The sequence below is a fragment of the Mycolicibacterium litorale genome (assembly GCF_010731695.1).
GTDB lineage: Bacteria > Actinomycetota > Actinomycetes > Mycobacteriales > Mycobacteriaceae > Mycobacterium > Mycobacterium litorale.
This window is the reverse complement of sequence record NZ_AP022586.1, coordinates 2,455,457-2,471,415: the sequence shown is the minus strand read 5'-3', so window position 1 is coordinate 2,471,415 and position 15,959 is coordinate 2,455,457. Positions and strand designations below refer to the sequence as shown.

15 protein-coding genes are annotated in these 15,959 nt (G+C 68.7%); 12 read left to right on the top strand and 3 right to left on the bottom strand.

Annotation, left to right across the window (positions count from 1 at the left end; translation table 11 throughout):
• A complete protein-coding gene (gene recG / locus G6N30_RS11675; RefSeq protein WP_134052931.1) occupies positions 1-2,226 on the top strand; it encodes an ATP-dependent DNA helicase RecG in 2,226 nt (741 codons plus the stop codon).
• A complete protein-coding gene (locus tag G6N30_RS11670; protein ID WP_134052929.1) occupies positions 2,223-2,933 on the top strand; it encodes an HNH endonuclease family protein in 711 nt (236 codons plus the stop codon). The genes recG and G6N30_RS11670 overlap by 4 nt, the downstream gene beginning before the upstream one ends.
• Before the next feature lie 244 nt (positions 2,934-3,177).
• Here G6N30_RS11670 and G6N30_RS11665 read toward each other — a convergent pair whose 3' ends face one another.
• The 3 genes from G6N30_RS11665 to G6N30_RS11655 form a co-directional block, all read right to left on the bottom strand.
• On the bottom strand, positions 3,178-4,011 hold the full coding sequence (locus G6N30_RS11665; protein ID WP_134052927.1) for a hypothetical protein: 834 nt from the start codon (positions 4,009-4,011) through the stop codon (positions 3,178-3,180).
• Positions 4,012-4,366: 355 nt separating this feature from the next.
• Positions 4,367-5,218: an aldo/keto reductase gene (locus tag G6N30_RS11660; protein WP_134052925.1), complete on the bottom strand. Its 852-nt coding sequence runs from the start codon at positions 5,216-5,218 to the stop codon at positions 4,367-4,369.
• Between the two features lie 5 nt (positions 5,219-5,223).
• Complete coding sequence (locus tag G6N30_RS11655; protein WP_134052923.1) at positions 5,224-6,054, bottom strand: aldo/keto reductase; 831 nt, start codon at positions 6,052-6,054, stop codon at positions 5,224-5,226.
• Here G6N30_RS11655 and G6N30_RS11650 point away from each other — a divergent pair.
• The 10 genes from G6N30_RS11650 (at position 6,053) to rnc (ending at position 15,954) form a co-directional block, all read left to right on the top strand.
• The gene (locus tag G6N30_RS11650) at positions 6,053-7,192 is read left to right on the top strand and encodes an alpha/beta hydrolase (protein ID WP_134052921.1); all 1,140 of its coding nucleotides are present in this window, start codon (positions 6,053-6,055) and stop codon (positions 7,190-7,192) included. The genes G6N30_RS11655 and G6N30_RS11650 overlap by 2 nt on opposite strands.
• Positions 7,193-7,225: 33 nt before the next feature.
• Entirely contained in the window at positions 7,226-7,984 is a 759-nt protein-coding gene (locus G6N30_RS11645) for a DsbA family protein (RefSeq protein WP_134052919.1), read from the top strand.
• A complete protein-coding gene (locus G6N30_RS11640) occupies positions 7,981-8,616 on the top strand; it encodes a vitamin K epoxide reductase family protein (protein ID WP_134052917.1) in 636 nt (211 codons plus the stop codon). Before G6N30_RS11645 ends, G6N30_RS11640 begins: the two co-directional genes overlap by 4 nt.
• A 31-nt stretch (positions 8,617-8,647) precedes the next feature.
• Entirely contained in the window at positions 8,648-12,031 is a 3,384-nt protein-coding gene (locus G6N30_RS11635) for a pyruvate carboxylase (RefSeq protein ID WP_134052915.1), read from the top strand.
• The gene (rsmD, locus tag G6N30_RS11630; protein WP_134055183.1) at positions 12,028-12,585 is read left to right on the top strand and encodes a 16S rRNA (guanine(966)-N(2))-methyltransferase RsmD; all 558 of its coding nucleotides are present in this window, start codon (positions 12,028-12,030) and stop codon (positions 12,583-12,585) included. Before G6N30_RS11635 ends, rsmD begins: the two co-directional genes overlap by 4 nt.
• Before the next feature lie 36 nt (positions 12,586-12,621).
• On the top strand, positions 12,622-13,098 hold the full coding sequence (coaD, locus tag G6N30_RS11625; protein WP_134052913.1) for a pantetheine-phosphate adenylyltransferase: 477 nt from the start codon (positions 12,622-12,624) through the stop codon (positions 13,096-13,098).
• Positions 13,099-13,176: 78 nt separating this feature from the next.
• On the top strand, positions 13,177-13,743 hold the full coding sequence (locus G6N30_RS11620; RefSeq protein ID WP_134052911.1) for a hemerythrin domain-containing protein: 567 nt from the start codon (positions 13,177-13,179) through the stop codon (positions 13,741-13,743).
• 143 nt (positions 13,744-13,886) lie between these two features.
• Entirely contained in the window at positions 13,887-14,624 is a 738-nt protein-coding gene (sepIVA, locus tag G6N30_RS11615; RefSeq protein WP_011559347.1) for a cell division protein SepIVA, read from the top strand.
• 59 nt (positions 14,625-14,683) lie between these two features.
• Positions 14,684-15,250 carry a YceD family protein gene (locus G6N30_RS11610; RefSeq protein ID WP_134052909.1) on the top strand — a complete coding sequence of 189 codons (567 nt, stop codon included), beginning with the start codon at positions 14,684-14,686 and terminating at the stop codon, positions 15,248-15,250.
• Positions 15,247-15,954: a ribonuclease III gene (gene rnc / locus G6N30_RS11605; protein ID WP_134052907.1), complete on the top strand. Its 708-nt coding sequence runs from the start codon at positions 15,247-15,249 to the stop codon at positions 15,952-15,954. Before G6N30_RS11610 ends, rnc begins: the two co-directional genes overlap by 4 nt.
• Positions 15,955-15,959 lie beyond the last annotated feature (5 nt).

The following is a 15,959-nucleotide window of genomic DNA, read 5'->3' as shown; positions in this document are numbered from 1 at the left end:
ATGGCCACCCTGACCGATCGGCTCGACTTCGTCATCGGCGGCAAGTCCGCGGCGGCGCTGGAGGAGCACTTCGGCATCCGGACCGTCAACGATCTGCTGCGGCACTATCCGCGCAAGTACAGCGACGGGATGAGCGTGCGTGGCGAGGGGGAGAGCCTCGACCTCGAGGAAGGTGAGCACGTCACGTTCGTCGACGTCATCACCGACACCAAGCCGGGACAGATGAAACCGCAGCCCGGTAAGCGGCCACGGAAGTATCTGCGGGTCACCCTGGGCGAGCGCAAGCCGGTGGTGACCGCGACGTTCTTCAACGCCGACTGGATGATCGACAAGCTGCCCGTCGGCACCCGGTTGATGCTCTCCGGTGAGGTCAAGTACTTCCGCAACACCCTGCAGCTGAGTCATCCGGCGTTCCTCGTCCTCGAGTCGCCGGTGGGCAAGACCATCGGCACGAAATCGCTGAAGACCATCGCGGCGTCGTCGGGCGCCACCGGTGAGGATCTGCTCGCCGCGTTCGAACGCGACTTCTTCCCGATCTATCCCGCCAGCGCGAAGGTGCAGAGCTGGGACATCTACGCGTGTGTGCGCCAGGTTCTCGACGTCCTGGACCCCGTCCCCGAGACGTTGCCGGAATCCTTTCTGCGTGAACACGATCTGATCTCCCAGGACGCCGCGCTGCGCGCCATCCACCTCGCCGAGAACGAGGTCGAGCGCGAGCGGGCGCGGGAGCGGTTGACCTTCGACGAGGCGGTCGGGCTGCAGTGGGGGCTGGTGGGGCGGCGCTACGGCGAGTTGACCGAGGCCGGCCCGCCGGCACCGCTGCGCGAGGACGGACTGGTCGCCGCGATGCAGGAGCGGTTGCCGTTCGAGCTCACCAACGGTCAGCGTGAGGTGCTCGCCGTCCTGTCGGCCGAATTGACCGGCACCCGCCCGATGAACCGCATGCTGCAGGGGGAGGTGGGGTCGGGTAAAACGGTCATCTCGGTGCTGGCGATGCTGCAGATGGTCGACGCCGGATACCAGTGTGCGATGCTCGCGCCGACCGAAGTCCTTGCCGCACAACATGAACGGTCGATGCGGCAGATCCTCGGACCGCTGGCGATGGCCGGTCAGCTGGGGGGTGCGGAGTCAGCGACGCGGATCGCGCTGCTGACCGGTTCGATGACTCCGCAGCAGAAGCGCCAGGTGCGCAACGAGGTCGCCACCGGGCAGGCGGGGATCGTGATCGGCACGCACGCGCTGCTGCAGGACGCCGTCGAGTTCGACAACCTCGGCATGGTGGTGGTCGACGAACAGCACCGGTTCGGTGTCGAACAGCGAGATCGTCTGCGCGCCAAGGCACGTGGCGGTGTCACCCCCCACCTGCTGGTGATGACCGCCACGCCGATACCGCGCACCGTCGCGCTGACGATCTACGGCGACCTCGAGACCTCCACGCTGCGGGAGCTGCCGCGCGGTCGGCAACCCATCGCCAGCAACACGATCTTCATCAGCGAGCACCCGACGTGGCTGGACCGGGCGTGGGCACGCATCGTCGAGGAGGTGCGCGCCGGCAGGCAGGCCTATGTGGTGGCCTCGCGCATCGACGAGAGCGACACACCGCAGAAGGAGGAGCAGGGCCCGCCGCCGGTCACGGTCCTCGCCCTCTACGACCGGCTGCGCGCCGGCCCGCTGGCCGGGCTGCGGGTCGGGCTGATGCACGGCCGGCTGTCGGCGGACGAGAAGGACGCGGTGATGACGGCCTTCCGCGCCGGGGAGATCGACGTGCTGGTGTGCACGACGGTCATCGAGGTCGGCGTGGACGTGCCGAACGCGACGGTGATGGTGGTGATGGACGCCGACCGGTTCGGCATCAGCCAGCTCCACCAGCTGCGGGGCCGCATCGGCCGAGGCAGCCACCCGAGCCTGTGCCTGCTGGCCACCCGGTTGCCGGAGAGTTCGAAGGCCGGGGTGCGGCTCAAGGCGGTGGCCGGAACGCTCGACGGCTTCGCACTGGCCGACCTGGACCTCCGCGAGCGCCGCGAGGGCGACGTGCTCGGGTTGCACCAGTCCGGGACCCTCAACTCGCTGCGTTTCCTGTCGCTGTCCGAGCACCTCGAGGTCATCCTCGCCGCCCGTGAGCTCTGCGAGGATCTCTACGAGAAGGAACCCCGCCACCCTGGAATGGCACTGCTGGCAGCGCAGTTCGTCGAGACCGACCGCGTCGAGTATCTGGAGAAGGCGTGAGCCGGACGAAGTCGCTGTGGCTGGTGCTGGCCGCGGTGCTCGCGGTGATCGTCTCCTATCAGACCGTCGCCTCGACGGCCGACCGGTCGGGGCAGTTCGTCGCCGACGCCGACGTGCCCACCGTCGCACCGGGTGCCGACGTCCTCGCCGGAGTAGCGGTCGTGCCGGAGCGGATGCGCGGCCATGACTACCGGCGGGCGGCCTTCGGCGAGGCCTGGACCGACGACAACGACGCACCCGGCGGACACAACGGCTGCGACACCCGAAACGACATCCTCGACCGCGATCTCGTGGACAAGACCTACACATCGATCAGCCGGTGCCCCACCGCGGTCGCCACCGGGGTGCTGCACGACCCGTACACCAACGTCGTCATCTCGTTCATGCGCGGTAACCAGACCGGCGCCGCCGTGCAGATCGAGCACATCGTGCCGCTGGCGTACGCGTGGGATCAGGGCGCGCGCAACTGGTCGGAGGACATGCGGGTGCGGTTCGCCAACGACCCGGCCAATCTGCTTGCGGTGCAGGGCGAGGCGAACCAGGACAAGGGTGACCAGGAGCCGGCGCGGTGGATGCCGCCCAACGCGGCGTTCCACTGCCAGTACGCCATGCAGTTCATCGCGGTGCTGCGTGGCTACGGGTTACCCGTCGACGCGCCCTCGGTGCCGGCCCTGCGGCAGGCGACCGACACCTGCCCGCGCGGCTGACCGGGACGAGAACGGCCGGCGCACTGGGCGCCGGCCGATACGACGACGTGGATGGAGTCCACCACCCGGTGACTTCGGGCACCTCGCGGGCCGCGGCAGTCGTGTAGCCGCCGAAGCCGGACCATGGCGATCATCGACCTCGGTGTCCTCTCCCAAGGTGGGCCCTTCTCAGCTCACCGACACGACACTTTTCTGCACACCCCGCCGGCCCCGTTGCCCCTCATTCGAATGCCCGATGTCAGCGTCAGCGAGCTGGATTCGCGCGTCGCGCCCGTTCGATCGCCGCCTCAGTGCCCAGCTCCTCGCGCGCAGCCGGAGTGTCGACGTAGTGGCGCAGGTAGCCGTACAACTCCCGACAGTCGACGTCGAACTTACGGCAGTCGACTTCAATCATGGGAACTGGCGGAAGGCGATCAATCCGCCAGATACGTGTCGTATATCGGCGGTGCCAACCGGCGTTCGCGTACCCGATCAACAGGACGACCGGGTGCCCATTGAAAGCCGGTACGATCCCCGCGATACCTGACCACTCCAAGCGAGACTCGAAACTCCATCCGCGTTGCTCGACGCCCTGGTTCGACAGTATCAACTCGCCGCGACGAATACGCCCCAAAGCCGCGGACATGACGAACGACGCGAAAAACACGCCTAGCGCGCCGATCACGAGTGAAGCACCGGGAAAGCTGCCGCCACGCTGACGAACGAAAATTTCGGTGGCCGCGATCACGCAGAACGCGCTACAACTCGACATCAGGCCGATGAGCAAGCAGTATTGCGCGAACGAGTACGAGATCTGCGTCTTCGAAACACCATGGAGTTCGACCGTCTTGATGTTCGAGGGTAGGTTCGCACGGTCAATTCGAGCGGCCGCCCCAAGGCCGACCGTCAGCGTGAGAATCAGCGCAAAGAGCAGACAATACTTGAGCGCTGCGGGGGTCCCTGCTGCTGAGAATAAGAACCCCAACAGAAGCGACAACCCCGCGAGTGCGAGCAGGACGATCGTGGCGAGGCGATACTGCGCACCTCTTCGGTTGCCCTTCCATTCGCTCGGCAGGTCGAAATGCTCAGAAGATTGCATCCCACACGTCTTCCGCTAATCCGCCAACGGCCTTACCTGCGTCGGCTACTGCCGAGGCTCCATCCACCGAGCAAACGGTGTGTCTGGTACAGGATATCGAGGGACTGAGCGCGCCAGTTACAGCAATTCTCGGCGGCGGCTCATGTGCGGTGGCTTGACCCAAGTACCAGTCGAACCGATCCCCACGTCCGACGGCCGGTTTGGGCTCCAATCGCCATCCTCGTCGAGCTGAGCATGTGCCTGGTGTCAGTACGCGGTGCCGGCCCTGCGGCAGGCGACCGACACCTGCCCGCGCGGCTGACCGGGACGAGAACGGCCGGCGCACCGGGCGCCGGCCGAATCGCAGAAGTGACCACTACGGGCCGGTGTAGGTCTCCGGATCGGGCCGGAACCGCTTGCCCTCGTCGAGCCCGTTGAGGGTGGCCATCTCGTCGTCGGTCAGCTCGAAGCCGAACACGTCGAGGTTGGACACGACGCGCTCCGGGGTGGCCGAGCGGGAGATCACCACATTGCCCAGCTGGATGCTCCAGCGCAGCAGCACCTGCGCCGGTGTCTTGTCGTGCGCCTGGGCGACGCCGGTCACCGCGGGGTGATCGAGCAGGCGGCCTACGCCGAGCGGGCCGTACGCCTCGGTGACGATGCCGTAGCCCGCGTTGACCTCGCGCAGCTCGGCCTGGCTGAGCAGGGGGTGCAGTTCGATCTGGTTGATCGCCGGGGTGAAGAACGACAGGTCGATGATGTTCGACAGGTGCTCGGCGTTGAAGTTGCACACCCCGATCGAGCGGGTGACGCCGTCCTCCTTGGCCTTCATCAGGCCGCCCCAGCTGTCGATGTACTTGCCGTGGTCACCGGCCGGCCAATGGATGAGGTACAGATCGATGTAGTCCAGGCCGAGGCGTTCGAGGCTGGCCCGGGCGGCGTCTTGCGACGACCCGAAGCCCTGGTCGGCCACCGCCAGTTTGGTGGTCACGTAGATCTCCTCGCGCGGGATGCCCGACGCGGCGATCGCGCGACCCACGGCGGCCTCGTTGCCGTAGACGGCCGCCGTGTCGATCAGCCGGTAACCCGCCTCGAGCGCGGTGGTCACCGACCGTTCGGCCTCGGCCTCGGAGAGCTCACCGACTCCCAGCCCGACGACCGGGATCGAGTTTCCGTCGTTGAGGGAGACGGAGGGGATGCCGGCTGCCTCACCGCGCGTTGACGTCATGTCACCTACCCTGTGAAGTTGAAGGTTCGGGGGTCGGGACCCATCCGGGTGCCGTCCTCGAGAGCCGAGATGGACGCCATGTCCTGCTCGGTCAGTTCGAAGTCGAACACGTCGAAGTTGCTCGCAATCCGTTGTGGGTTCACCGACTTGGGGATGACGATATTACCGAGTTGTATATGCCACCTAATCAGTGCCTGCGCTGCGGTTTTTCCGTGTGACTCGGCGACGGCGGTCACAGCGGGGTGCGTCAGCAGCGACCCCTGCCCGAGCGGACTCCACGCCTCGGTGGCGATTCCCAACTGCGCGTGCACCTCTCGCAGTTCGTGCTGAGGCAGCAACGGGTGCAGCTCGATCTGGTTGACCGCGGGCACGATGCCCGTCTCGTCGACGACGGTGCGCAGGTGCTCGGGTTCGAAGTTGCTCACACCGATGGACCGGATGCGACCGTCCTCACGGAGCTTCGCGAACGCCTTGAACGTGTCGACGTAGAGGTTCTTCTCCGGCACCGGCCAGTGGATCAGGTACAGGTCGAGGTAGTCGACATCCAGTCGGCCGACGCTCGCGTCGAAGGCGGCCAGCGTCGCGTCGTAGCCCTGTTCGGAGTTCCACAGCTTGGTGACCAGGAACACCTCGGAACGGTCGAGCCCGGACTCGCGGATCGCCCTGCCCGTCTGTTCCTCGTTGCCGTACGCTGCGGCCGTATCGACGTGTCGATAGCCGGCGGCCAGCGCCGCCGCGACCGCGCGCTCGGTGTCTTCGGGCGGTGTCTGCCAGACGCCCAAGCCGACCGCAGGGACCGAATTGCCGTCGTTCAACGTGATCAGAGGAGCAGCCATGTCGCCGAGTCTGCCAGCCGCCGCACCGCCCGTCGGGCCGACCACCCGCAGCGGTGACCCTGCGCCCCGGGGCAGGAGCCGGGTCCGCGACGCCGTGGTCAACGCGGGCACCCGCGTGACGTTGCGGACCCTGCCGCTGCTGCCCGAACCGGTCAAGCGCGCGCTGCTGGGCTTCCGGTCCGTCACCGTCGACGGCAACACCCTCGACACCACGCTGCAGCTGCTGCTGGCAGCCCAGCGCGCCGCCGGGATCGGCGGTCTCGTGTCCAGCGACGACGTTGCGGTGTCGCGGCGCCAACTGCGCATCACCTCGGCCATGATCCCCAGCTCGATCGTCACCGACGTGTCCGAGCTGACCATCCCGGGCCCGGCCGGCGCCATCCCGGCGCGGCTGTACCGCCCGGCGACGCCCGAGGCCGACTCGGCGCTGCTGGTCTTCTACCACGGCGGCGGCTTCGTCATCGGGGACCTGGACAGCCACGACGAGCTGTGCCGGCTGATCTGCCGCGACGGCGGTCTCCCGGTGTTGTCGGTGGACTACCGGCTCGCGCCCGAACACAAGGCGCCCGCCGCGGCCGATGACGCCTATGCCGCCTTTCGCTGGGCCGGCGAGCACGCCGCCGAGCTGGGCGTCGACGCCGAGCGCATCGCGGTCGGCGGCGACAGCGCGGGCGGCAACCTCGCCGCCGTCGTCTGCCAGCGGGCGCGCAACGCCGGCGAGCCCATGCCCGCACTGCAATTGCTCCTCTATCCCGTGGTCGACGTGTGCAGCGAGACGCGCTCCAAGACCCTGTTCGCCGACGGCTACTTCCTCACCGCCCGCGACATGAAGTGGTTCACCGACCATTACCTCGAGGGCGCGAGTGTGGACCGCACCGATCCCGAGGTGTCCCCGCTGCTGGCCGACGACCTGTCCGGGCTCCCGCCCGCACTCGTACTCACCGGGGGCTTCGACCCGCTGCGCGACGAGGGCAACCGCTACGCCGAGGCGTTGCGCACCGCGGGCGTCGAGGTCGACCTGCGGCAGGAGGGCTCGCTGATCCACGCGTTCGCCAACTTCTTCCCGCTCGGCGGTGACAGCGCCACCGCCACCGCGGCGATGATCTCCGCGCTACGCGCCCACCTCAGCCGCGGCTAGGGCGGCCGCCAGGCCCGCCGGTACGCTTGTCGCGTGGCCACGAAACCGAAGAAGAACCCCCGCTACGACCTGAAGGCGGCTGATCGCAAGCGCAATCTGTTCATCCAGATCGGCCTGACGGCTGTCGTCGTGGTCTTCGCCGTCGCTCTCGTGCTCTACATCGTGATGTCGGCGGAGGACAAGCCGGCCTCCGGTGAGGCGACCGCGGTGCGGGTGGCCGCCGAGAACGTGATCACCAAAGAGGGCACCAGCGAGCCGAAGGCCGTGCTGTCGCTCTACGAAGACTTCCTGTGCCCGGCCTGCGGCAACTTCGAGCGCCAGTTCGGGCCCACCATCAACAAGCTGATCGACTCCGGCGCCGTGGCCGCCGACTACTACATGGTCTCGATCCTCGACGCGCAGGGCGACGGCTACTCGTCGCGCGCAGGCAGTGCCGCGTACTGCGTCGCCGACGAGAGCAAGGACGCCTTCCGCCGGTTCCACGCCGCGCTGTTCACCGAGGGCATCCAGCCCGCCGAGGGCGGCGGCACCTACCCCGGCGACGAGCAGCTCATCGAGCTGGCGCGCCAGGCCGGCGCCGGCGGCGGCGTGCCCGACTGCATCAAGAAGGGCCGCTACGTCGACATGGTCAAGGGCATGGCGGCGGCGACCGATATCCGCGCCACCCCGAGCGTGCGCATCAACGGTGAGGACTACGACCCGTCCACCCCGGACGCGCTGGTGAGCAAGATCAAGGAAATCGTCGGCGAGGTGCCCGGCCTGGACGGTCCGGCGCCGGCTCCCGCGTCATGACCGCCACCGCACCCGACACCGTCGCGTCGACCGCCCCGGCGGCCGACCGGACGGCCGGGCTCGCGGTGCCAAGGGCGAGCGCCGTGTGGGTGCTCATCGCCGGTGTGGTCGGGCTCGTCGCCGCGGCCACGCTCACGATCGAGAAGATCGAGCTGTTGATCGATCCCACCTACACCCCGTCGTGCTCGCTGAACCCGGTGCTGTCCTGCGGTTCGGTGATGGTGACCCCGCAGGCGGCGCTGTTCGGATTCCCCAACCCGCTCATCGGCATCGCGGCCTTCTCGGTCGTCACGGTGACCGGTGTGCTCGCAGTGGCGAACGTGCGGTTGCCGCGCTGGTACTGGTCGGGTCTGGCCGTCGGCACGCTGCTCGGCGCGGTGTTCGTGCACTGGCTGATCTTCCAGAGCCTCTACCGCATCGGTGCGCTGTGCCCCTACTGCATGGTGGTGTGGGCGGTCACGATCCCGCTGCTCGTCGTGGTGTCGTCGATCGCGCTGCGCCGGCCCCTGGCCGGGAACGCGGTGGCCCGCGCGGTCCATCAGTGGCGTTGGTCGCTGACCGCGCTGTGGTTCACCGCGCTGATCCTGCTGATCCTGGTGCGGTTCTGGGACTACTGGTCGACCCTTTTGTAGGCGCCGCCGGCACAGCGGGATAGGGTAGCGCGTGATCTCCAAAGTCCTGGTCGCCAATCGCGGCGAGATCGCGATTCGGGCGTTCCGCGCCGCCTACGAGATGGGCATCGCGACTGTCGCGGTGTATCCGTACGAGGATCGCAATTCGCTGCACCGTCTCAAGGCCGACGAGTCCTATCAGATCGGGGAGATGGGCCACCCGGTTCGGGCCTATCTGTCCGTCGACGAGATCATCCGGGTCGCCCGGCACGCGGGCGCCGACGCGGTCTACCCCGGCTACGGCTTCCTGTCCGAGAATCCCGAGCTGGCGGCCGCCTGCGCGGACGCGGGCATCACGTTCATCGGCCCGCGGGCCGAACTGCTGGAGCTGACCGGCAACAAGTCGCGGGCCATCGAGGCCGCGCGCGCCGCCGGTCTGCCGGTGCTGCGGTCCTCGGCGCCGTCGTCGTCGGTCGAGGAACTGGTCGCCGCTGCCGGTGACATGGACTTCCCCGTGTTCGTCAAGGCCGTGTCCGGCGGCGGCGGGCGCGGTATGCGGCGCGTCACCGACCCCGACGCGCTGCCCGAGGCGATCGAGGCGGCCAGCCGCGAGGCGGAGTCGGCGTTCGGCGACCCGATGGTGTACCTGGAGCAGGCGGTCGTCAATCCCCGGCACATCGAGGTACAGATCCTCGCCGACCAACAGGGCAACGTCATGCACCTGTTCGAGCGGGACTGCAGCGTGCAGCGGCGCCACCAGAAGGTCATCGAGCTGGCCCCTGCGCCGAACCTCGATCCCGAACTGCGCGAACGGATCTGCGCCGACGCGGTGGCCTTCGCCCGCCAGATCGGCTACAGCTACGCCGGCACGGTCGAGTTCCTGCTCGACGAGCGGGGCAGGCACGTCTTCATCGAGATGAACCCCCGCATCCAGGTGGAGCACACGGTGACCGAGGAGATCACCGACGTCGACCTGGTGGCATCGCAGATGCGGATCGCCGACGGCGAGACGCTGGCCGATCTGGGCCTGAGCCAGGATTCCCTGCAGATCCGTGGCGCGGCGATGCAGTGCCGCATCACCACCGAGGATCCGGCCAACGGCTTCCGCCCCGACACCGGCCGCATCACCGGGTACCGCTCGCCGGGCGGCGCGGGGATCCGCCTGGACGGCGGCACCGTGCTGGGCGCGGAGATCAGCGCCCACTTCGACTCCATGTTGGTCAAGTTGACGTGCCGGGGCCGCGATTTCTCGACCGCGGTGGCCAGGGCCCGACGCGCGCTCGCGGAGTTCCGGGTGCGCGGGGTGTCGACGAACATCCCGTTCCTGCAGGCCGTGGTCAACGATCCGGATTTCCGGGCCGGCCGGGTCACGACGTCGTTCATCGACGAACGGCCCTACCTTCTGACCGCCCGCACGCCGGCGGATCGCGGCACCAAGATCCTCAACTACCTGGCCGACGTGACGGTCAACCAGCCGCACGGGCCGCGGCCGTCGGCGGTGTACCCACACGACAAGCTCCCGCAGCTCGACCCGTCGACGCCGCCGCCGAGCGGTAGCAAGCAGAAGCTGATGGAGCTGGGTCCCGAGGGCTTCGCCCGCTGGCTGCGCGACACCCCGGCGGTCGGCGTGACCGACACGACGTTTCGTGACGCCCACCAGTCGCTGCTGGCCACCCGGATCCGCACGACGGGCTTGCTGATGGTGGCGCCGCACATCGCGCGGATGACACCGGAACTGCTCTCGATCGAGTGCTGGGGCGGTGCCACCTACGATGTGGCGCTGCGGTTCCTGAAAGAGGATCCGTGGGAGCGGCTGGCCGCGCTGCGCGAGGCGGTGCCGAACATCTGTCTGCAGATGCTGCTGCGCGGCCGGAACACGGTGGGCTACACCCCGTATCCGGAAACCGTGACGACCGCATTCGTCGAAGAGGCCACCGCGGTGGGCATCGACATCTACCGCATCTTCGACGCGCTGAACAACGTCGACTCGATGCGCCCGGCGATCGACGCCGTACGCGAAACCGGAACGGCCGTCGCCGAAGTCGCGATGTCCTACACCGGCGACCTGTCCGATCCGGCCGAGAACCTCTACACGCTCGACTACTACCTGCGGCTGGCCGAACAGATCGTCGAGGCCGGAGCTCATGTGCTCGCGATCAAGGACATGGCCGGGCTGTTGCGCCCGCAGGCGGCCACCAAATTGGTCACGGCGCTGCGTTCGCGCTTCGATCTGCCGGTGCACGTGCACACCCACGACACCCCGGGCGGTCAGCTGGCCACCTACACCGCGGCGTGGCAGGCGGGCGCGTCGGCGGTCGACGGGGCCGCCGCCCCGCTGGCCGGCACCACCAGCCAGCCGGCGCTGAGTTCGATCGTCGCCGCGGCCGCGCACACCGAGTACGACACCGGGCTGTCGCTGGCGGCGGTGTGCGATCTCGAACCGTATTGGGAAGCGCTGCGAAGGGTGTACGCGCCCTTCGAATCCGGACTGCCCGCTCCGACCGGGCGGGTGTACCGCCACGAGATCCCGGGCGGCCAGCTGAGCAATCTGCGCCAGCAGGCGATCGCGCTCGGGCTGGGTGACCGGTTCGAGGAGATCGAAGAGGCGTACGCGGCTGCCGACCGCATCCTGGGCCGGCTGGTCAAGGTGACCCCGTCGAGCAAGGTCGTCGGCGATCTGGCGCTGTCACTGGTCGGCGCGGGGATCACCGCAGAGGAGTTCGCCGAGGACCCGGCACGTTTCGACATCCCCGACAGCGTGATCGGTTTCCTGCGTGGCGAACTCGGCGATCCGCCGGGCGGGTGGCCCGAACCGCTGCGCAGCAAGGCGCTGGCGGGACGCGCGGCGGCCAAACCGGTCGAGGAGTTGTCGGCCGAGGACGAGGCGGTGCTCGCGCAGCCCGGCGCCAAACGGCAGGCGGCGCTGAACCGGTTGCTGTTCCCCGGTCCCACCAAGGAGTTCGAGGCGCACCGCGAGACCTACGGCGACACCTCGCGGTTGAGCGCAAACCAGTTCTTCTACGGGTTGCGCCAAGGCGACGAGCACCGGGTCGTCCTCGAACGCGGGGTCGAACTGCTCATCGGGCTCGAGGCGGTGTCCGATCCGGACGAACGCGGCATGCGCACGGTGATGTGCATCCTCAACGGCCAGCTGCGCCCGGTGCTGGTGCGCGACCACAGTGTGGCCAGCGACGTCCCGACCGCGGAGAAGGCCGATCGCACCAACCCCGACCACGTCGCCGCCCCGTTCGCCGGGGTGGTGACCGTCGGCGTGAGTGCCGGCGACACGGTGAGCGCGGGACAGACCATCGCGACCATCGAGGCGATGAAGATGGAGGCCGCGATCACCGCACCCAAGGCGGGCACCGTCGACCGTGTCGCGGTCTCGGCGACCGCCCAGGTCGAGGGCGGCGATCTGCTGGTGGTGGTCAGCTGACCCGGATCATCGCCGGGTCACTCGGCGGACGGCGGATCACGGTGCCTCCCAAGGGAACCCGGCCGACCGCCGACCGCGTGCGCGAAGCGCTGTTCAACGTCCTCGACGCTCGGCTGGACTTCGACGGGCTTGCCGTGCTCGACCTGTACGCCGGGTCCGGCGCGCTCGGCCTCGAGGCGCTCTCGCGGGGGGCCGCGCGAGCGGTGTTCGTCGAGCAGGACCACCGCGCGGCGCGCACGATCAGCGCCAACATCGCCGGCCTCGGGGTCGGCGCCGCCGCGGAGGTGCGGCGCGCGCCGGTGGCGACCATCCTGGCCGGCGGGACCGACCGGCCCGTCGACCTCGTGCTGGCCGACCCGCCCTACGACGTACCGGACACCGCTATCGAGGCGATGCTGACCGCACTCGACGCCGGGGGATGGGTGCGCACCGGGACGGTGGCGGCGATCGAACGGCGGGCCTCGGGCACGGACCTGCGGTGGCCGCCGGGCTGGTCGCCGTGGCCGTCACGCCGTTACGGCGACACCCGCCTCGACATGGCCGAATGCGACTGATGTGACGCCTGTGGTGATCAGGTACCGTCGTCACCCATGAGTGGCGCGGTGTGTCCTGGCTCGTTCGACCCGGTGACCCTCGGCCACGTCGACATCTTCGAGCGGGCCGCCGCGCAGTTCGACGAGGTCATCGTCGCGGTGCTGGTCAACCCGAACAAGAAGGGCATGTTCACCGCCGAGGAGCGCATCGAGATGATCGCGGAGTCGACCGCGCACCTGCCGAACCTGCGCATCGAATCGGGTCAGGGGCTGGTCGTCGACTTCGTCCGGGCGCGGGGGCTCACCGCGATCGTCAAGGGACTGCGCAGCAGCACCGACTTCGAGTACGAGCTGCAGATGGCCCAGATGAACAAGCACGTCGCCGGTGTGGACACGTTCTTCGTCGCCTCGACCCCGCAGTACTCGTTCGTCTCGTCGTCGCTGGCCAAGGAGGTCGCCACGCTCGGCGGTGACGTCTCGGCACTGCTGCCCGAGGCCGTCAACGTGCGGTTGCAGGCCAAACTGCGCGGTTGAGCAGATACCGGCAGGGGTAGGACTGCGGTGGCGCACCAGCCCACCTGCGCCGACACAGCCCATCCCGGAGGTTTTCCCATGGTTGAAACGTTCGTTCAGTCGACCGACGACGTCGTCCGGTTCCTCAAAGACCAGCACAACCTGATCAAGGACATGTTCGAGGAGGTGTTCTCGGCGTCCTCGGAGGAGGCGCGGGAGAAGGCGTTCACCGAACTGCGCCAGCTGCTGGCGGTGCACGAGACCGCCGAGGAGATGGTGGTCCACCCGCGGGCGCGACAGGAGATCGAGGCGGGGGACGAGATCGTCGACGCCCGGCTGGCCGAGGAGCACGACGCCAAGGAGCAGCTGTCGAAGCTGGAGGGCATGGACTTCGGCTCGCCGCAGTTCCTCGAGGAGCTGGCGTCGTTCCGCGACGCCGTCGTCGACCACGCCGAGCGCGAGGAGCACGAGGAGTTCGACAAACTGCAGCGCGAGCTCGACGCGGACGATCTCAAGCGGCTCGCGTCGGCGGTGCGGGCGGCCGAGGCCATCGCCCCGACGCGTCCGCATCCCGGCGTGGAATCGGCGAAGCTCAACTTCGCGGTCGGACCGTTCGCGTCGATGATCGACCGGGCCAGGGACGTCATCGGGGCCGCACTGCGCTGAGCGCCCGGCGCCACTTGACATAACCTCGGTGTCACAGCCGTGCCAGACGTGCCTGGCGGAAGACACACCGGGGCGGGAAGCCCAGTCACAGGCGTAACACCAGGCACACTGGTAACCAACAACTACGCCTGGAGGGTGTTGCCGTGTACCGAGTTTTTGAAGCGCTCGACGAACTGGGCGCGATCGTCGAAGAAGCCCGCGGCGTGCCGATGACGGCAGGCTGTGTCGTCCCTCGCGGCGACGTCCTCGAGCTGATCGACGACATCAAGGACGCCATTCCCGGCGAACTCGACGACGCCCAGGACGTCCTCGACGCCCGCGACTCCATGCTGCGGGACGCCAAGGAGCACTCGGAGTCGATGGTGACGAATGCGCGCGCCGAAGCCGAGTCGATGGTCAATCACGCCCGCGCCGAGGCGGACCGGCTGCTGGCCGACGCCAAGGCCCAGGCCGACCGGATGGTGGGCGAGGCGCGTCAGCACAGCGAGCGCATGGTCGGCGAGGCGCGCGAGGAGGCCTCGCGGGTCATGGCGACCGCCAAGCGCGAATACGACGCCAGCACCGGCCGCGCGAAGTCCGAAGCCGACCGGTTGATCGAGAGCGGCAACCTCGCCTACGAGAAGGCCGTCCAGGAAGGCATCAAGGAGCAGCAGCGCCTGGTGTCGCAGACCGAGATCGTCTCGACCGCGACCGCCGAGGCCACCCGGCTCATCGACACCGCCCACGCCGAGGCCGACCGGTTGCGCGGTGAATGCGACATCTACGTCGACAGCAAACTCGCCGAATTCGAGGACTTCCTCAACGGCACACTTCGTTCGGTGGGCCGCGGTCGCCACCAGCTGCGCACCGCGGCCGGCACGCACGACTACGCGGCCCGCTGAGCGGCGACCACGCCCGGTGGTGCGGAAAACGCCATAGGCCCGCGCCGTAGGATCGAGGCATGGCGACGCACAGGGCAGCACGATCGCCGCTCGTGCTCGATATCTCCCGACTGGGCCGGCGACCAGGCTCGATGATGACGTTCCAGGAGACCGTGCCCGCCCCGTCGCGGATCGGGCTGGACCTGATCGGCATCGCCCAGGGTGACCCGTTGACGCTCGACCTGCTCGTGCAGGCGGTGTCCGAGGGCGTGCTGGTCACCGGCACGGTCAGCGGGCCCACGACCGGTGAGTGCGCCAGATGTCTTACGCCGCTGACCGGTGAGGTCGAGATCGAGCTGACCGAGCTGTTCGCCTATCCCGACAGCACCACCGACGCGACCACCGAGGAGGACGAGGTGGGTCGCGTCGGTGCCATCGGCGTGCCGGACACCGTCGACCTCGAGCAACCGATCATCGACGCGGTCGGCTTGGCGTTGCCGTTCGCGCCGCTGTGCCGGCCGGACTGCGCGGGGCTGTGCGCCGAATGCGGGATCGCGCTGAACACCGCCGAACCGGGCCACCACCACGAGACGATCGACCCGCGCTGGGCCAAGCTCAGCGGCCTGCTGGAACGAGACGACAAGTGACGGTGGACCGTTCGCCGCTGCTGGCGGCGCTCGGCGTCGACCTGCCCGACGATCTGCTCACCATGGCGCTCACCCACCGCAGCTACTCGTACGAGCACGGCGGCCTGCCCACCAACGAACGCCTCGAATTCCTCGGCGACGCAGTGCTCGGCCTGACCATCACCGAGGAGCTCTACCACCGCCACCCCGACCGGTCCGAGGGGGACCTCGCCAAACTGCGGGCCAGCATCGTCAACACCCAGGCGCTCGCCGACGTCGGCCGCAAACTGTCCGACGACGGTCTCGGCGCGTATCTGCTGCTGGGCAAGGGCGAGGAGAACTCCGGCGGCGCCGACAAGTCGAGCATCCTCGCCGACGGCGTCGAATCCCTGCTCGGCGCCATCTATGTCGAGTACGGGCTGACCGTCGCGCGTGAGGTGATCCTGCGGTTGTTCGCTGGTCTGCTCGACACCGCACCCACCCTGGGCGCCGGTCTGGACTGGAAGAGCAGCCTGCAGGAACTCACCGCCGCCCGCGGGCTGGGCGCCCCGTCGTACGTGGTGTCCTCGACGGGCCCGGACCACGACAAGGAGTTCACCGCGTCGGTGCTCGTCACCGACATCGAATACGGCAGGGGTGTCGGTCGCACCAAGAAGGAGGCCGAACTCAAGGCCGCCGCGGCCGCGTGGACGGCGCTGGACAGTACGGCGCTGGACAAGTCGTAGCCCCG